This is a genomic window from Methanosarcina sp. UBA5 (genome assembly GCF_002505485.1).
Lineage (GTDB): Archaea > Halobacteriota > Methanosarcinia > Methanosarcinales > Methanosarcinaceae > Methanosarcina.
The window spans coordinates 37,738-55,606 of record NZ_DAVG01000028.1; the positions used below are offsets into that span (position 1 = coordinate 37,738).

The following is a 17,869-nucleotide window of genomic DNA, read 5'->3' on the forward strand; positions in this document are numbered from 1 at the left end:
GGCAGCGAAGTCAATCGATTACCAGATATGTTAAGTTGAGTAAGGTTTTTGAGTTCTGCGATTCTTAGTGGCAGCGAAGTCAATCGATTACCAGATATGTTAAGTTGAGTAAGGTTTTTGAGTTCTCCAATTTCTGGTGGCAGTGAAGTCAATCGATTACCAGATATGTTAAGTTGAGTAAGGTTTTTGAGTTCTGCAATCTCTGGTGGTAGTGAAGTCAATTGATTAGTAGATATGTTAAGTTGAGTAAGGTTTTTGAGTTCTATAATTTCTGGTGGCAGTGGGGTCAAATGATTAAAAGATATGTCAATTTTTGTAAGATTTTTTAGTTTTGCGATTTCTGGTGACAGCGAAGTCAATTGATTAAAAGATATGTTAAATTGAGTAAGGTTTTTGAGTTCTCCAATTTCCAATGAAAGCGATGTCAATTGATTCCCATAGAGGTAAAGTTTGGTAAGATTTTTTAACTCCAATATTTCAGGCGGCAGCAAAGTCAGTCCTTTGGACGAAAGGTCTAGTGTAGTCGCGTTACTTTCTTTAGCTTTTATGATCAGGCCTTTGATCTCATTTAGTTCCATCTGAAGTCCCTGCCTTACAGAAAAAGAATTAAAAACTCAATATTTGCTATTTCAAAAATATTGAAAACATTCTACACAAAGTGACAGCCTATTATAAAAATAAAAATCGTTGTTATCTAAATAACTTTCTATTTTAATTAAAAGAAAAAAGTGATAGAAAAGTATAGAGTTAAAAACTAGAAAACGAAATTCTATTAATTTAATATTCCAAAAATTATCCTGAATTTGTGATCGAATTTATTTTGAGTTTTCTTTTTTGTTCGAAAGCTCTATAATACGTTGCATCTCGTCAACCGTATTTATATTCACAAAAGTCCTTAACTCAGGATCAATTTCTCGAATTTCCGACACGTCAACAAAAACCACATCTTTCATTTCAAAAACCGACGTCAGAACTGAGCGTTTTCCTTTCTCAAAGGCTTTTTCAATTTCAGAAATCATTTTTTTTGAATAAACCGCATGTAGAGGCTCAAATTTTCCATCTTCCCATTTCGGAAGGGCAGCATCATGGCCGATTGCTTTTTCAAAAAGCAGGTCTACAACCTTGAAATTTATAAAAGGCATATCGCCTGCGCAGACAAAAGAATATTCTGATCTGGATTCGAGAAGTCCCGCTCTGATGCCTTCAAGAGGGCCGGCGTCTTCCAGAGTATCGAAACAGAAACGGATTTCATGGTCAGTGAATTTTTCAAGCACCGGCCTGAACTTTTCTTCCTGCTTATTGTCCCGGAACGAGACAATAACCTCATCTACAACCCGGAAAAGGCTTTCCAGCAGGCGCTCAAGAATTGTTTTTCCTTCAAATTCGATAAGGGCTTTTTCGACTGAACCCATCCGCCTTCCCCTGCCGCCTGCCAGCACGATGGCGCTTCTGAATTTCTTTCGTTTTATATTTAGTTCTGTTTTTTCGCCCATTAGATCATTTCCGGGGGTTATGGTTTCGTATTTTTCTTCCGTATTTTCTTTCGGCTTTTTTCATATTTCAGGCCTGACTCTTATTTTATTCTCTGTCATGGACCCAGAATTCTTCTTTTTCCGTGAATTCCTTCTTCCAGATCGGAGCTTCGACTTTTAGACGTTCTATGGCTTCACTAAGGGCTGGAAAAAGCTCTGCTCTGTGGGCAGCTGCGACAACAATGTATACTATGTCTTCTCCGGCTTTGATAACACCTGTTTTGTGGTGGATCAGAACTTCAAGGATACCTTCTTTTTGTTTAAGTTCTTCCCGGATCCGGTCAAGGGCTTTTGAAGCTTCTGGTTCGTATTTTTCGAATTCGAGCCTGGAGGTTCTCTCGTCTCCGGCCAGCTCGCGGACAATGCCGGAAAAGGTTCCTATTGCACCTGCTTTTCGGATGGCAGGGTTTCTCCTAGCTTTCTTTATAAGGGCTTCCAGAGTGTACTGATCAGGCTGGGCGAGGGCTATTCCTACAAGAGAGGCTGTGAGTTCTTCGTGCATATCAATGTCTGCCGGCAGCCTGAAAACGACGTTGGAAATGCCCTGAAGGTCGCCAATCACAATTTTCGGAAGATTGCTTTCTTTAAACCCCTCTACCAAGGCAAAATCGAGCCCCTGGTCGCAAAGCATATCAAGCACGTCCTCAATGTTCAGGTCTCTGGAAAAGCTAGCAACCTCAGTACCTGTTGCTTCAGTGCCTGTTATTCCTATTACCGTATCAGCTCCGGCATCGAAATGTCCGTCTGTATCGGTTTCTGCTGGATTGAGGCGTTGCTCTCCCATTTGTTTTATCGTGCCTACTTTCCCGAATCCGGAAAGATTCCGGACAAGGGCTGAAACTACGGATGTCTTACCCGATTTTTTATACCCGACAACTGAAATGACTTTCATCAAAGAGCGTTATGCGCTTTCCGGTATAAGTAAGGGCCGGCATTTTTATCTTTATCTAATTTTATTAAGTGTTTTGTGAAGATTCAAATATAGAGACTTCGATATTATCTATCAAGAGTTTAACTACTTTATTTAATTAACTTAAAATTTGAATTTATACAGAAATTTTCTTTAATGGGAAAAGGGGGGAAACTATGGAAGTAAATAATATCAGGATTCACGATATTCCTGAAGAAGAACGTCCAAGGGAAAGGCTTATTCGAAATGGTCCAGAGTCGCTTTCGAACGCGGAACTACTTGGAGTTATCCTGAGGACAGGGTCAAGGCAAGAGAATGTTGTCAGCCTGTCCAGCCGGATACTCTCAAAATATAACATCAAGCAACTCAGTCTTGCAAATGTCTCAAGGCTCATGCAGGAGAACGGGGTTGGAAAGGCAAAAGCTGCCCAGATAGCTGCGGTTTTCGAGCTTGCCCGCCGGCTTGAGACCTTTGTGGAAGAGCCAAAAAGAAAAATCTGCTCCCCAAAGGATGTATATACACTTATGTACCCTAAGATGCGCGAACAAAAAAAAGAAAAATTTATAACACTTTGCCTTGATACAAAAAATCAAATCCTGAAAGAAGAAGTCGTATCTATCGGCAGCTTGAATGCGAGCATTGTTCATCCGCGTGAGGTCTTCAAGTCCGCCCTTATGGAATCGTCAGCATCGGTAATCATGGTCCATAATCATCCGTCAGGGGATCCAAGCCCTAGCCGAGAGGACATAATGGTCACCGAGAAAATGGTAGAAGGAGGAAAACTCCTTGGAATTGATGTGCTTGACCATATTATTATCGGGGAAGGCAGATACGTGAGCCTTAAAGATGAAGGTTTTGTAAGATAAAATAATTTAAAGACCGAAATTCTCAATGTAGAGACTCTCAATATAGAAGAGTTTAATGTAGGGAATCTCATGTAGGAACTCTCAACGTAAGAACTCAATGTAGAAGCGTTCAATAGAGAAAATCTCAATATAGTCATTTTCTAGTCACTTTCGTAATTGAAACAAGAATAAAAGAACAAGTTGAGAAATACGAAAAAAAGTAGTTGGAGACTATGAAAGTTATAGGCATTAACGGAAGCCCACGAAAAGACGGCAATACTGCAATCCTGATTCAAACCGTGTTTGAAGAATTAACAAAAGAGGGCATTGAAACCGAACTTATTCAACTATCTGGAAAAAACATAGAAGGATGCAAAGCTTGTTGGGCTTGCCATAAAAACAAAAATAAGCAATGTGTTATTACAGACGATTTTTTTAATGAGTGTTTTGCAAAAATGCTTGCTTCAGATGGAATTATTCTCGGGTCACCGGTATATTCAGCTGGTGTGACCTCCCAAATGAAGGCCTTAATTGACAGGGCGAGTATGGTACTTGCAGGAAATCGCGGACTTTTCAAGCATAAAGTTGGAGCCTCAGTTGTAGCTGCTCGCCGAGGCGGTGCTATAAGTGCCTTTGATATCCTGAACAATTTTCTACATAGCAAAGAAATGTTTCTCGTAGGGTCAAGTTACTGGAATATGGCTTACGGGAACTCTATCGGAGAGGTAGAACAGGATCAAGAAGGCATTAATAGTATGAAAAACCTTGGCCAAAACATGGCATGGATATTGAAAAAAATTCATAATAATTGAGCGTCTCCAGTGAATCAAATAAGGTTTCAATGTTTCCTTTAAAAGTCTCCTTTAAATTTCATGGAAAAAACAGCTGACAAACCTACCGATAAAAAGATAAATAGTTATATTATAAAGGTTGCCTCACATTGAGCGCGAGTGATTTATTAAATTGGAACCTGTGGACATCTGTTATCAGAGCCAGTCAAATATCATAATTAAGTTGTTTACACGCAATATATCATTCGGCCAAATCCGTGTTATCGAATTTCACCTTATCGAATTTACTAAGGTTACGATATCTATATATATTTATAAGAGATGGGCATTTCGACCAAACAAATTTCCCTCCCAGTATCTTATTCCCTTAAAAAGGAGGTCTTCTGAATTACAAAACATATAAACGCCTGTGCACTGGACAGCAGGGACATTGAGGAAGTAATCCTGGATGATCCTTATACTGTGCCTTATAAAGGCATTTATGCTATCTGTGACGCGGCAAATGAGTATGCAGAGATAATTGAGCACTCCAATTGTTATAGTGGGGCCTGCTGGTCCCTTTACCATTATGCAAAAGCGCCCCTTGTCCTGAAAGCCCGTTCGACCGGAAATATGATCCGCTATTTAATGAAAACCGGAACCTCAAACCTGGAACTCAAACCTTCCATCGCGGCTGCAGGTATCGAATCAGTGATCGCGAATGGGGATGAGGTGGAGATCACCTATGCCGGGTTAGGAGGCGGAGGTGTTGGCGCAACCCGTTGTAGGGCATTTGCAGACGGAATTATTCGTTATAAGATCTCCGAATCAGGAGGCGAGAAATGCGCAAGGGGAACGATTGCAGTTCCACGCAGGAACCGTGTCCTCATAGGCATAGATGATACTGACTCAAAAGAAGTAGGAGCTACCTGGACCCTAACCCACAATATTGCAAAGAGTCTGGACTGCCATGAAGCCGTTTATCTTTCCCATGCTCTTGTTCAGCTTTTCCCTGTTCCGGAAAAGACCCAGAACTGCATGTCTACAGTGCTTGAATTCGGCTGTGTGAATGAAAAAGCGAAATCAAGGCTAGTAGATGCTTTCAAAAAAGCGCTTAAAAAATACACTGTTTCGCCCCAAACCGGAATGGTTGTCCTTTCGGATTTCTATGCAAACGGGCTATATAAGTACAGCAACCGCTGTCGGACTGAAAGGATCTTGAAATCCGAGGCTTTGCAGTGCGCCAGAGAAAACGGTGTGGAAGTCCTGCTTGACGGCAACGGAGTAATAGGTGCACTTGCCTCTCTCCCCTGGTTCGGAAGACCTGATGAGTCCATAATTCCAGGTACTGAGATCAAGCCTCTTGCCATCGAGAAGCTTAAAAACAACATTTAAGATACAGGATCTAAAAAGCAAAGAAGCCGAAATAGAAACCTCAAATCGGGTTTAAGTTGTTAGAATCCTGGGTTAGATGGAGTCTCAGGTTCCAGGAAACTTTGAATTCGGCATCTTCTGAATTCCGCAGTGTGGGATCAGTTTGAAAGAAAAAAAAGAAGCACCAGAATACACTGGGTTTCAAGCCCTTTACCTTGCAGCTCTTGACAGTGATGTCAGTTTCATAACAGGTGTCCCCGGGTATCCTGTTACCTCCCTTATGGAACTTTTTTTGAAAAAACCCGCGGAAAAAGAGCTTTTAGATGCCTCTGAATCGAAAAATCTGGGTTCCGAGGCAGCAGCTTCCGAAATATTGCAGGATTATAGTGCCAGGTGGCTCACAAACGAGAAAGTTGCCCTTGAAACCGCTCTAGGAGCGTCGGTTTCCGGTAGAAGGTCACTTGTGCTTGTGAAGCACGTGGGGATGAACCTGCTTTCGGATCCTCTTATAACCTCGGTAACACATACGATAGGAGCCGGCCTTGTTATAATTGCAGGAGATGATCCTGGCGCAAAGGGTTCTCAGAATGAACAGGATTCTCGCTGGTACGGCCGTATAGCAGAGATAGCAGTATTTGATCCATCTTCTCCAGATATGGCATACAGGGCCCTGAGACGTGCTTACGAGCTTTCTGAAGAGACAAGAACGCCTGTTCTCCTGAGGGTCACTGCAGGTCTGGAAAAAAATAAAGGGAAAATAAAACGCTGTAGGAAGTCTTCAACCCCTCATCCTGAGTTTGACCGTGAAATCTGGAGAAATCGGATGGTAGAAAAACACCGGCTGTTTCACTCCAGAACCTATCCTCTGCTGGAAGAAGAAGCTGAAAATACCGAATTTAACGAGGTAAAGGAAAGGAGAGCGGAAAATACAGGAGACGGATCAGGTTCAGGGCATGGATATCTAGGGATCATTTCCTCAGGTTTCACATCTTCGATCGTGGAAGAAATACTGAAAAAGCAGAACGAGTTTCATGCTGAGGTTTCTTATCCTGAAATATCTCACCTGTCTCTCGGCCTTGTAAACCCCCTTCCCCTCAAAAAGATAAAGGCTTTTCTGAATAGTAACCAGAAGGTACTCGTTGCCGAAGAGTCCGAGCCTTTTATAGAAGAGCAGATTCGGATTACGGGCAAAATTTATGGGAAAAAGACAGGACATCTTCCATACGGGCAGGTTAGGCCTAAAGATCTTGAGTTTGCCCTTGAGCACATTGATGAAGAAATTTTAAAACCTGCAGATACCACTTCTCTTGACGCTGAAAAGAAAAACAGGGTTGGGATCTGCGACGACTGCGCGTACCTTCCCCTTTACCGCTTTCTCAGCACGCTTGACGTGCGAATTGCCGGTGATATGGGCTGTTCCGTCCGGAGCGCGCCCGAGCCCCTTGCAGCAGTTGATGTTAGTTTTGCGCTTGGCTCAGCGATCTCGGTTGCATGTGGCTTTGAGAAAAAGGGCATAGCCGTTATCGGAGATTTCGCCCTGGCACATTCAGGTATTCTCGGACTTCTGAGTGCCGCGACTACAGGTTGCAATTTGCTTGTGCTCGTACTCCAGAATGAAGTCGCAGCTATGACAGGCGGGCAGGCAGTCCCAGATCTCAAGAAAGTGGTTGAGGCAATAACCCCTGACGTTTCGGTCTTTTATATCGATGCCAGTGAAGAGGAATCAGTGGACGGAACTCAGAAGGTGGCAGATAAAATAGAAGAACTGACGGATAAGACAGAAGAATTGACGGGTAAAACTAAGAATGAGATAGAGGCAGGGCATGAAATCGAAAAGCTGATCTTGAATCCCAAACTTTCGGAATTGATTCAGGCAAAACTTGCGCTTTCCGGGCTTTCTGTAATATTCATAAAAGGGAAATGCAGAAGATATTGTTCTGGGATCTTTTGTTAATTTCTAGAGGTACTGGGGTCCAAAAAAGTTGTAAAGTACGCCAACCGAAAACCGTAAGCATAAGAGTGGCTCTTAAATAGAACGACTCTTAAACAAGACAAAAAGTGTTTGTCAGATTTAGAGCCTATCCGAAAAGTGGTTACCTGCTATAACTTTTACAATATGCAATATGCAAAACCGGAACGGATGCCCGGAGATTTATATCTATTGCAACTTTTCGATATGCATTACTGACTTTTCGGATAGGCTCTTAATCGATAATCCACCGCCTGCAATAGCTCGTTATTATCTATTTTCTTCTGTACAAGAGTATGCTAAGCAGACAGACGATACCAAAAGCGATTTCAAATCCAGGCAGGCTTACATTTTCTTTCCCAGGTGTGCTTGCGTTTCCTGTCTGCTCAGGCTCCTTTTCGACATCTGATCCTGTAGATACGTTTTCTTGTTCAAGACTCTGAGTGTCAGGTTCAGGCGGGATTTGGGCCAAAATCTCTTTTTCTGTTGTCTTACCTGTTATTACGAAGGGAGAGAATCCAGAGGTTTCGGCTATGAAATACAGGTACGTGTCATCTTCCCCTGACAGGTTAGTTGAAAGCGGATCCCATTTTGTATCATTGTACATGTTCAGGATGATTGAAGACTGATTTATATTTTTATTCTGTATCCAGGATTTTTCAACCTTGAAACATACGACCGGATTTTCTATGTTCTTTGAGTTTGCAATTCCTCCGTTCCCAACCCAAATATTAAAGGATTTATAGACCTCTCCAGAAGGCAGTTCGGAAACTAGAGTAGATTTATTTTTCAGCATCTCTACAATGGTTGTTGTCTTACCAAGTGTCTTTTTTGCATAAAAGCCTGCATAAACAACGCAGGTCGAGTTCTTTGTGAAATCAAACTTGATATTTTTGTCACTTGTAATGAACCCCTGAGAAAGTTCCTTTACCTCAACGTTTTTTGCAGATTCAGGGGAACCGACTGCACCACCGCCACCACCGCTTCCATGACTATCACTGTCATCACTGGTACTGTCACTATTACTGTTTAAAACTTCCAGTTCGGATTTTGAAGCATACCACGTATTTCCATCCCAACCTATGTTGATCCTGTTACCGTTAGGTTCTGGTTCGTTAGAATAATCCGAGAAAAGATATCCGGCATCAATGCATGGAGAAGTTATATTGTCATTCACCCAACAGCTCCCATTCCAGCGACCTGCTTTTGACTTCAGGTGATAGTCATGATTATCTCTGTCTGCGTATTGAGGATCTGCTATTATATCCGAAAGTGGTGCCTGAATACCTATATAGTTCCCACCAGCGTTGTTATATAATGAGTTATTCTGCAGGATAAAAGAGTGCGTGTTTATAAGCCTGTTACATATTCCAGACCCATTTCCTCCAACTGCTGATGTGCGAGTATTCGTTATTATGTTATTTTTTACTGTAACTACATACCCTGAACCAGCCGGAGCCGAGAAAAAGGCATCATTCTGCACAATACCAGCCCCATATGCGCCATCTATCACGTTGTTTTCAATGGTAGCGTTGAATCCGACGGATAAGATTCCGCCTATTACTTCATTGCCTGAAACTGTTCCAGTATCATAGATCTGATTATGGTGAACGTGGACATTTGTGGGTGATTCGGAATCTGATCCTTGCGAGAAAATCCAGATACCTGCAAGTGCAGTCTCATATATTTTGTTATTGTACACCTCAATATCATCCATGGGTGCCCCATCTCTCTGGATTTCAATTCCTACCCCCCCAGAACCTTCTGATGTAATTATATTATCATAGAGCTTCGCATGGTTTGTGTTATATAATCTCAGGCCGCTATTTGTCCTGCAGGTAATCATGTTATTGTAGGCTTCCACATTTGAACAGATACTGGCATAGAGAACGTCATGTCCCAGTAAGTATGCTTTATTATTATAAAATTTTATATTTGAACAATAGTCAGTCTTCAAGCCATCTCCGTGGTTATTGGTCAAATACATATTGTATACATTTATATTCTGACAATCGCTGAAGTGGATAAGATTGTGGTAGCCATTTCCGCTTTCTACATTAGTGTTTCCTTCCCGGTTTCCATCAATAGTAAAACCGCGAATTGTAATATCATGGCTGCTGGAATTTCTTTCTTTGATCAAGGGTTTAGTGGATGACCACCCAGCATTTCTTACCAGTTTTATTGTTGCATTGGAATCTCCTTCAAGAATTGTGTTGTTACCAATCTGAAGGGTATCGTCTATAACATATGTGAAGGGCCCCTTAAGGTAAACAGTTGTGTAACCAGGGTTTTCGGTTACAAATTTAAGAGCCTGGTTAATTGGGATGTGATCATTTTCCCCAGAGCAGTTGAAATCACCACTACTTCCATTTCCCGCAACGTAGACAACTGGTGGTGCCATGCACAAAGCAGCAGGAATGTATGTAAGTATAAGGAAGCTTGTAAGGAAAAAGACTTTTAACATTTTATTCAACAATTCTATCACCCATAGATTATCTCGCAGCTTGAATTCACATTCTACTGCTTCCTCATTTCAGCTACACAAATCTTAAAAATTCCAGATCTAAACTGGAAATCCGATCACGAGAATACTCTAAAATAATTTTTAAATAGCTCTTAAACATCTCTTAAATAAATTTTTAAACGAATCTTAGATAAAATATTGAGATATCTAATATTTCTCACTCGTTTACAGGATTAAGTATAGAAACTTCGTCTCTTGAACGAACTATATTAATTTTTGTGTTTTTACCTATTGTAACTTTTTTACGCTTTTATTCAACTATTCAGCTTGGCAGAAACAACTTTAATAGCCTTTTTTAATAAGATTTAATGGACAAATTTTTCTGAACCAGTTTCTGTTAATTGCTGGCTAATAATCGGTTTTTTATGATTTTATTGGCTGGTAGCACACTTATCTGTGATGTCAAAAATCAGTCTGAAGTGCGTAAGTCCCATTTAATATAACTAGTTACACTTATTATAAATAATTATCCAGTGGCGTTCCCATAAACGAAGGCATCAAGCATAAAACAACAGGAAATTATATAAGCATAAAGAAAAAGATTTTTAATATGCTATCTCTTGTTGAGACTTATCTTCCCTGGCCAGCCCCGATAGCCATTAAATCATTTGAGTATCAAAATCGTTTGTACTCAGATGAATCTTATTAGGCTTGAATTGCATTTTCTCTCCTTCCAGCCTGTGGTACAGTGTTCCCACGACTTCCCATATCTCAAATTAATATTTACCATCGTGTTATTTTCCTGTTCAAACATATCTTCTTAAGTATATTAATTTAGTTTTTACTGGGATTTATAAACAAAAGAAATCATGTCAAAAAATAGATAATGAAGAAAAATCAATTATCTTCAGGGAAAAATTGTTGGGCGCTTTTCAGTGCCTGAACTGATACTTAAGAATTAATACTCAAAAGGGAAATGAGGGGGAAAAATTGGAGAGAAAATTTAAGATTTTACTGACTATCGGGACTTTATTGCTGGTAATGGGGGTGCTCCTGAATTTTACAAAAGACCCGCTTTTATGGGGGACAGGGACTGTAACTGCACTATTCATGATTCTGCTTTTCAGGATAGACCCTCTAAGTCCGAATGAGTAAGTAAGAAAGAGGTAAGGGAAAAAGAGGAAAGAAAAACCCTTTTTTCTTCTTCTAAATGTAAAAATTTTAACTCTCCGGACTTAAAATTATTTATTAACCAGATCTACGGGAAAGCAAAGTAAAAATGGTTCTAACCATCCTGACATGATTTTAACTATTCTGGCATTTCTCACGTTTTTACTTTGATTGTTAGTCAAGTTTGCTTGATTTTGAACTTCAGTGATCTCTCAATAGTCAGTCGATATTTTCCAGAGTACTCACACATTCGCTTTTTGCTCTCGTTTTCTGCTTTGTGTACACTCAATTTCCTGTAAGCAGGTAAGCTTAGAGAACTATGCAACTTCGCAAAAACACTCAAAGAAAAAATATCAACCACTGAGCCTATCCTAAAACTCAAAAAAGAGTCTATGAGTTTTCAAATTCCTAATGATCAATAAGTTTCCTATCACGAAAATGGCTTTTAAACTTTTATTTCCGTCGATACCCCGCTAGCTTGCTGCGGGGATGGAAAACTTCCCAGGTAACCGTTGATGATTATATTATTTATCAATTTCATTTTTCGGTTATTAATTTCTGCTCAAACCAAATTGTTTAGGGTTATTATTTCCTTTAACGGAATTTTGAGTGGTGGTGCGACTTTGATTAATATGAAGATAAAAATTGGTTTTGGAATGAGCTCACTTACTAATGCACGACCCAGTTTTATCTCTTTCAATATACTGTTTTCTAATTTTCCAATTTTTATTTCGTTCAGTGTACTGTTTTCTAGTTTTTCTATTTTTTATCTCTTTCACATACTATTATAGCATATTTTTTAGCTGGACTTAACTTAACAGAATTTTAGATAGTTTGAAATATTTAGTCCGACAAACATAAAAAGTTAATATTTGAAATTTTTGACCCCCTATACTGGTCTTCGGTTGCAAAACAGGATATCTGAACCTAAAATCTCAACCTATGGACTTAGAAAGTAAACCCCACCTTCTGAGTGAGCAAAGCTCGAATCAGATACAGATCCAGAGCGACCGAGATGAAAGAATGAAGAATCTACCTCAGACAGTTGTAACCCTTTTGATGTTTCTTATTCTTCTTGTTTCCCTTTTTACAGGAGGATGCTTGGAGCAAAGTTCCGGGTTAAACGGAAAGAATGGGACTGAAACGATAGAAGAAGTGAACAGTGATCGAAGCTCTTCAACGGGTCATCTGAAAACCGAAGCAGTAAATCTTTCCGGCTTTGAAACCGAGAATTCGTCGCTTGCAGAAAATTACAGGCTTGACGCTCTTGACATAGAACTAAAAGCTTCCCAATACGAACTTCCCCTGCAAGAATTCGATATTATTAATTATGGAGAGTTTTCTCAAAAGTTTCTGACCGATGAAGCAGCTCTGGAGAAGCTGAAAGAAAATGGATTTGTGGTTATTTCCAACCCTTACAATCCCAAAGAAGATGACATTACCGCTATGTATGACAGCCTTGAGAACGAAGGGCAGTTGATTTTCATAACTTCGGACACGCTTCTCCATCTCTATCACATCCAGTTTGATGACAGTATGAGCCAGATCGAACAAGATGAATTATACGGCCTTTTGTGGGAACTTGATAAATCCCTGCTTAATGCATCTGTTGAGGATTATAATGGAGCTTCAGGAGAAGAAAAGGAAGCCGCGAGAAGGAACGCAGCCTACTTTTCGGTTGCTTTAAGCCTGCTCCAGCCCAGAGAGGAGCAGATAAAGGAGATAACAGATCCTTACGGCCCTGAAGCAGGAGTATACTTTGATCCTGCAACAAAGGAAAAGTATCAGTTTGAAATTCCTGCTTTTGTAAAAAAAGATGTTGAAGCCGAACTTGCCCTGATCGAAGCTCACCAGGGTTTTGAACTTTCTCCAATTTTCCTGTATAAAGAAGATTATTCGCAGTACGTCCCGAGAGGCCATTATACTCGCTCCGAAATACTGCAAAACTATTTCAGGGCGTTTATTTGGCATGGCAGAATGAGCATGCTGCTGAAAGAGAAATTAATTGAATCGGAAGACCCTGCAAAAGATGCCCGCATCCAGACTATCCAGGCAGGTCTGATAACTTCCCAGCTCGAAGACGATCCCGATCTCCTCAAGAAATGGGACCGGATATATACAATTACTGCTTTTTACGTGGGCGTCTCTGACGATCTCGGACCTTACGAATATATGGAAGCAACGGAGTCAGTATTTGGAAACGGGTCAAGAAATTTTAACGCAACAACAATAGGAGAGCTGAAAGTGGAACTTGCCGGATATAGAAGCCCGGAGATCTACGGAGGTACGGGAAGTGGAGCCCACGAGGCCATTCTGACGGCTGAACAGGCTGACGAACTCCTTGAGGATACGAAAGGATTCAGGTTCATGGGGCAGCGTTTTACTCCTGATTCTTATATCTTCTTCAGGCTTATAGGCCCCTATACTAAAGAGTACACTGGAAATCAGGAAAAATTGCCTTTTACCTATAGAGCTTCCGAGTACGGAAACAACAGGGGCTTCCCTCGAGGGCTTGATGCTATGGCTCTGCTGGGCTCGGAAAGGGCTGTTTACTGGCTCGACGAACTAAATGATTCCAGTTATAAAAATTACAGTCTCCGGTACAGAGAACTGGATTCGGAGTTTTCGAACTTCAGCGCAGCCGACTGGAACAGGAACCTCTACTGGTCCTGGCTATATTCCCTTCAGCCCCTCATGAAGGACTACGGCTCAGGCTATCCAACCTTTATGCAGACCGACGCCTGGCAAGACAAGGAACTGAGTACATCGCTGGCTTCCTGGACTGAACTCAGGCACGATACGATTTTCTATGCCAAGCAAACCTATGGAATAGCGGAAGATCTTCCTGTGTTTGGCGACAAACCCGTAGGATATGTGGAACCTGTACCCGAATTTTATAGCAGGCTGTTAGCCCTTACCAGAATGACTGCGGATGGGCTTGAGGAACTGGAGGTTCTTGATGAAGATACCGGAAGAAGATTTGAAAGCCTTGAGAGCGTGCTGGAAAAGCTTATCGAGATTTCCGAAAAGGAACTTGAAAACAAGGAACTGACAGAGGAAGATAAGGTTTACATCTCCAAGTTTGGAGAAATGATTACAGCAAGTGCGAGTGTTGACGAAGAGGCCAGGAAAACTACCCTTGTTGCAGATGTCTACACTGAACCAAATGATGGACTCATACTTGAAGAAGGGACAGGATACGTGGATATGGTGACTGTGGCTTACAAGCTTCCTGACGGCAGGGTTTTCCTTGCTGCAGGGCCCGTTATGAGCCATTATGAGTTCAAGCAGCCCATATCTGACCGCCTGACCGATGAAAAATGGAGAGAAATACTGGAGGCAAACCCGCCGGAAAGACCGGAGTGGGCCTCCACCTACATTTCTTAACTTTTGTTGATCGGAATAAGTCTAAAACGCTGAGAAGTAAATAAGAAAAGGTGGCAAGGAAATAGAAAATAATGAGAAACTAAATTAAAATGTAAAGAAGTATAAGGATTTTTCAAGTAGGTAAGGAGTTTTCAAATAGAAAACTTCTCTTCTCCCTTTTCTGTTGTCTTCTTCTCCTGCCTGACCTGTGTAATCAGTCTTTCAAGCTGTTCCCGTGAGATACTTTTATGTTTTTCTTCGGTGCAGACCTTGACTTTCTCGATTAGGGCGCAGAGTTCCTCCCGCTCAAGGCAGAAACCTATGCTGTTAATAATCCCTCTCAGGGCTTTTGTACCAGTGTGTTTTCCTACAACAAGATTGCGCTTTCCGCCAACCATTTCCGGAAGGAAGAGTTCATAGGTGCGCGGCTCTTCCAGGATTGCTGCAACATGGATTCCGGATTCGTGAGTAAAGGCATTTTGCCCGACAACGGCTTTATTTACCGAGGGCGTGATGCCTGAATATTCCGAGACCATTTTAGAAAGGGCGGTCAGCTTTGTGGTATCATAGCGGTCGATGCCGTACTGCACCCTGAGGGCTACCATTACTTCTTCAAGGGAAGCGTTTCCTGCCCTTTCCCCGATTGCGTTAACTGTGGTATGGAGCTGTTTTGCCCCGGCCTCGGCGGCTGCAAGGGTATTTGCAGTAGCCATTCCGAGGTCGTCGTGACAGTGGATACAGATCGAGGTATTGACTTCCTTGAAAATTTCACTAACAAGATAGTGTGTCGTTGTAGGGTTAAGGATACCGATAGTATCTGCGAGGCTTACGTACTGCACCTTATATTCATTTTCGACTTCCCTGAAAGCCTGTTTAAGGCGGTCGATCGGGGTCCGGCTTGCGTCCTCGGCTGCAAAACGTACTTTCAACCCGTGATCGGTTGCATATTCAATTGTTTCCTTGGCGCAGCCAAGCATCTCCTCAAAACCTCGATGGTACTTATATTTGAGGTGCATGTCTGACATTGCAATAAAAATACTCACAATATCGACATCACATTCAAGGGCAGCATCCACATCTCCTTTTACTGCTCTTGAGAGGCAGCAGATCCTTGAATTAAAGCCCTGGTTTGCAATTTCCTTAACGGTTTCCTTTTCATTTGCGGAAACCACCGGAAATCCGGCTTCTATAACTTCGACACCCATAGAATCAAGTTCACTGGCCATCGCCAGCTTCTGTTCTTTCGTGAACACAACGCCCGGAGTCTGTTCCCCATCGCGTAGGGTCACGTCACAGATTTCGATATCTAAGGGGCGATGTTCGATAAAATCCATAAGTTTATTTCTGGAATACTGCTCGCTCTCTGACATTACTACTACTTCCTGCGATTTTTGATTACTGTGAGGCATTTTCTTAATTATTTTTAATGATATATAGATGACTTATCTGAAAAATAACTCAAAGGCTGAATAAGGAGGTACCAGGGCTCAAACGCCCCTAAAAGTCAGAAAATCTTGTATCTCGTCAAAATTAAGCATAGCTTTACCTGCATATGTATAAATGTTTTCCTTGGAGGAATTGAATTTCCGGCAACGGCTTCTCGAAAAACTAGACAGAAATAAACTCAAATTTGGCAATTTAGATTATATCAAAAGATTTTCAGCTAAAAATTGAATAAAAAGATAAAAAGATCTCCAGATTAGAGAAAAACACTGAACTTAATGGGAAAACTTAAACTTTAAGTAAAGGTTTTTCTCTAGTAATATGGAAAGATTTTTCTCAATAAAAATTATATTTTTTCATAAAGAATAGGTAAAATTTTTCTCTCAGGTAAGTTTCCTCTGGACCCTTTCATAAAAGCAGGTATCCGAAATCTTTACAAAACGTGCAGGATATCTGGATTTCTTAAGTTTGACGACATCATCGGGTTTGATCCTGTAGGACTTCTGCCCGTCAATTGCAATAACTGCCTCTTTTTTTGGAGCCGACAGTCTTATAGTAATCTCGCTGTCCGACGGGATAACCCAGGGCCTTGAGGAGAGTTTAAAAGGAGCGACAGGGACGACCACGATAGCATTTACCCTTGGACTTATAATAGGGCCGCCTGCGCTCATAGCATAGGCAGTAGAGCCTGTAGGGGTTGCAAAAACTACACCATCCGCACGCATAGAGTCAAGAAGGCAATCTCCGACATAAACCTCAAACTGAATGATCTTCGCGGGCTTTGCAGACATTATCGCGATCTCGTTCGTTGCAGTCTCAAGCATTTCCCCATTAAGGAAAACATCGACTCGCATTCTTTCGCTGTACGAAAAACCATAAAGCACTTCTTCTATGGTTTCAAGGGCATTTTCGGGCTCAACATCTACAAGAAAGCCGAGAGTACCCATATTAATTCCGAGTATAGGAAGAGGGTCTTTCATCTTGGCGATATTCCGGAGGACTGTACCGTCCCCTCCTACACTGATGATGAGTTCCACTCCTTTCTCCCTCATTCTTTCAACCGGAGTGCCTTCTATTCCGAGTACCTCAGCTGTGGGAGTGGCGATATAAATTTGGACCTTCGAGCTGAAATGGGCAAGAATCTCACTCACCTTTTCAATTACTTCAGGCCTGTCGCAGCGCGCAGATATTCCTATTTTCTTTATTGCCAACTTATCCTCCCGAAAGTAACTTTAGAAGCTTTTCGTGCACATATCCATTGGATGCGACCATTTCTACTCTGGCTGTAACATTATCCGGAAGTCTCAGGGAATTCCCATACCCGTCTGTGACAAAACCTCCTGCTTCTGCCAGAATTAGTTGCCCTGCTGCAACATCCGTAACACGCAGAGCATTTCGAACATCTACAAGAGCATCAAGTCTTCCTGAGGCTACATAGCACAGTTCGAGAGCTACACTCCCAAGCAACCTTACCCGCCTGATGTTCTTGTATATTTTTCGGGTTCTCTCTACATTTTGCCGGTAGCCGTAAACACTGACACACAATTCATTCAGATCCAAATTAATGGAAGGTTTGATGCTTTTTCCGTTAAGGTAAGCCCCTTTTCCGGCTTCGGCATAATATTCCTCAGACAATGCAAAGTTACTCACATACCCAAACCTTAGATCTGAAAGATCAAAGGAGGTCACAGCTAGTGAAATGCTGTAGAAAGGAATCCCTACAGAGGAATTATAGGTCCCGTCAAGAGGGTCAAGAACAACTGAAAATTCAGGGGAGTCTCCTAAAATAAGCTCTCCCATTTCCTCACTTATAATCCTCATGGACCTGCCATCGGCTTTAAGAACCTCAAAGATAGCGTCCTCTGCTGCAAGATCTATTCTGGTAGTCGGCGTCCCGTCAGCTCCCATACAAACAAAGCTATATGCTGCATCAGTACCTTCAAGATCACAAATGGAGTCCGATGCGGCTTTGAAAGCCTCCCGCGATAATTTCAAAAAGCCTGAATCTGCTGAATCCATATTTGAA

Annotated in this window: 13 protein-coding genes; 6 read left to right on the forward strand and 7 right to left on the reverse strand. The window is 41.5% G+C overall.

All coding sequences use genetic code 11. From position 1 onward, the window contains the following. From BP621_RS02700 to BP621_RS02710, 3 genes are all read right to left on the reverse strand, one after another. The coding region (locus BP621_RS02700) for a leucine-rich repeat domain-containing protein (RefSeq protein ID WP_292387821.1) at window positions 1-578 on the reverse strand (578 nt) is incomplete at its 3' end. A 237-nt stretch (window positions 579-815) separates the two neighbouring features. Continuing rightward, a complete protein-coding gene (locus BP621_RS02705; RefSeq protein ID WP_292387822.1) occupies window positions 816-1,493 on the reverse strand; it encodes a molybdenum cofactor guanylyltransferase in 678 nt (225 codons plus the stop codon). Between the two features lie 85 nt (window positions 1,494-1,578). Beyond that, window positions 1,579-2,424, reverse strand: coding sequence for a molybdopterin synthase (locus BP621_RS02710; RefSeq protein ID WP_292387823.1), 846 nt, complete (start codon window positions 2,422-2,424; stop codon window positions 1,579-1,581). 194 nt (window positions 2,425-2,618) lie between these two features. On the opposite strand from BP621_RS02710, the gene radC reads away from it, so the two are divergent. From radC to BP621_RS02730, 4 genes are all read left to right on the forward strand, one after another. After that, on the forward strand, window positions 2,619-3,308 hold the full coding sequence (gene radC / locus BP621_RS02715) for a RadC family protein (protein ID WP_292387824.1): 690 nt from the start codon (window positions 2,619-2,621) through the stop codon (window positions 3,306-3,308). A gap of 212 nt (window positions 3,309-3,520) precedes the next feature. Next, entirely contained in the window at window positions 3,521-4,099 is a 579-nt protein-coding gene (locus tag BP621_RS02720; RefSeq protein ID WP_292387825.1) for a flavodoxin family protein, read from the forward strand. A gap of 441 nt (window positions 4,100-4,540) precedes the next feature. Next, entirely contained in the window at window positions 4,541-5,452 is a 912-nt protein-coding gene (mmp11, locus tag BP621_RS02725; RefSeq protein WP_292387826.1) for a methanogenesis marker protein 11, read from the forward strand. A 142-nt stretch (window positions 5,453-5,594) separates the two neighbouring features. Next, window positions 5,595-7,385 (forward strand): indolepyruvate ferredoxin oxidoreductase subunit alpha, encoded by a 1,791-nt coding sequence (locus BP621_RS02730; protein WP_292387827.1) that lies wholly within the window; start codon window positions 5,595-5,597, stop codon window positions 7,383-7,385. 289 nt (window positions 7,386-7,674) lie between these two features. Here BP621_RS02730 and BP621_RS02735 read toward each other — a convergent pair whose 3' ends face one another. After that, the gene (locus tag BP621_RS02735; RefSeq protein ID WP_292387856.1) at window positions 7,675-9,864 is read right to left on the reverse strand and encodes a PGF-pre-PGF domain-containing protein; all 2,190 of its coding nucleotides are present in this window, start codon (window positions 9,862-9,864) and stop codon (window positions 7,675-7,677) included. Between the two features lie 990 nt (window positions 9,865-10,854). Here BP621_RS02735 and BP621_RS02740 point away from each other — a divergent pair. Together BP621_RS02740 and BP621_RS02745 are read left to right on the forward strand one after the other, a co-directional pair. After that, window positions 10,855-11,019 carry a hypothetical protein gene (locus tag BP621_RS02740; protein ID WP_292387828.1) on the forward strand — a complete coding sequence of 55 codons (165 nt, stop codon included), beginning with the start codon at window positions 10,855-10,857 and terminating at the stop codon, window positions 11,017-11,019. A 1,038-nt stretch (window positions 11,020-12,057) separates the two neighbouring features. Then, window positions 12,058-14,421 carry a DUF3160 domain-containing protein gene (locus tag BP621_RS02745; protein WP_292387857.1) on the forward strand — a complete coding sequence of 788 codons (2,364 nt, stop codon included), beginning with the start codon at window positions 12,058-12,060 and terminating at the stop codon, window positions 14,419-14,421. Window positions 14,422-14,552: 131 nt separating this feature from the next. Here the strand turns inward: BP621_RS02745 and BP621_RS02750 are convergent, their stop codons facing one another. The 3 genes from BP621_RS02750 to BP621_RS02760 form a co-directional block, all read right to left on the reverse strand. After that, on the reverse strand, window positions 14,553-15,770 hold the full coding sequence (locus BP621_RS02750) for a homocitrate synthase family protein (RefSeq protein ID WP_292387829.1): 1,218 nt from the start codon (window positions 15,768-15,770) through the stop codon (window positions 14,553-14,555). Between the two features lie 456 nt (window positions 15,771-16,226). After that, window positions 16,227-17,054, reverse strand: a complete 828-nt coding sequence (locus BP621_RS02755; protein ID WP_292387830.1) for an NAD(+)/NADH kinase — start codon at window positions 17,052-17,054, stop codon at window positions 16,227-16,229. Between the two features lies 1 nt (window position 17,055). Then, the gene (locus BP621_RS02760) at window positions 17,056-17,862 is read right to left on the reverse strand and encodes a bifunctional fructose-bisphosphatase/inositol-phosphate phosphatase (protein ID WP_292387831.1); all 807 of its coding nucleotides are present in this window, start codon (window positions 17,860-17,862) and stop codon (window positions 17,056-17,058) included. Between the last annotated feature and the right edge of the window lie 7 nt (window positions 17,863-17,869).

What these genes read in the sequence shown, in the direction of transcription:
- BP621_RS02705 (WP_292387822.1), bottom strand. Translation starts at nt 1,493, where the DNA reads ATGGGCGAAAAAACAGAACTAAATATAAAACGAAAGAAATTCAGAAGC.
- BP621_RS02710 (WP_292387823.1), bottom strand. Translation starts at nt 2,424, where the DNA reads ATGAAAGTCATTTCAGTTGTCGGGTATAAAAAATCGGGTAAGACATCC.
- radC (WP_292387824.1), top strand. Translation starts at nt 2,619, where the DNA reads ATGGAAGTAAATAATATCAGGATTCACGATATTCCTGAAGAAGAACGT.
- BP621_RS02720 (WP_292387825.1), top strand. Translation starts at nt 3,521, where the DNA reads ATGAAAGTTATAGGCATTAACGGAAGCCCACGAAAAGACGGCAATACT.
- BP621_RS02735 (WP_292387856.1), bottom strand. Translation starts at nt 9,864, where the DNA reads ATGTTAAAAGTCTTTTTCCTTACAAGCTTCCTTATACTTACATACATT.
- BP621_RS02745 (WP_292387857.1), top strand. Translation starts at nt 12,058, where the DNA reads ATGAAGAATCTACCTCAGACAGTTGTAACCCTTTTGATGTTTCTTATT.
- BP621_RS02750 (WP_292387829.1), bottom strand. Translation starts at nt 15,770, where the DNA reads ATGTCAGAGAGCGAGCAGTATTCCAGAAATAAACTTATGGATTTTATC.
- BP621_RS02760 (WP_292387831.1), bottom strand. Translation starts at nt 17,862, where the DNA reads ATGGATTCAGCAGATTCAGGCTTTTTGAAATTATCGCGGGAGGCTTTC.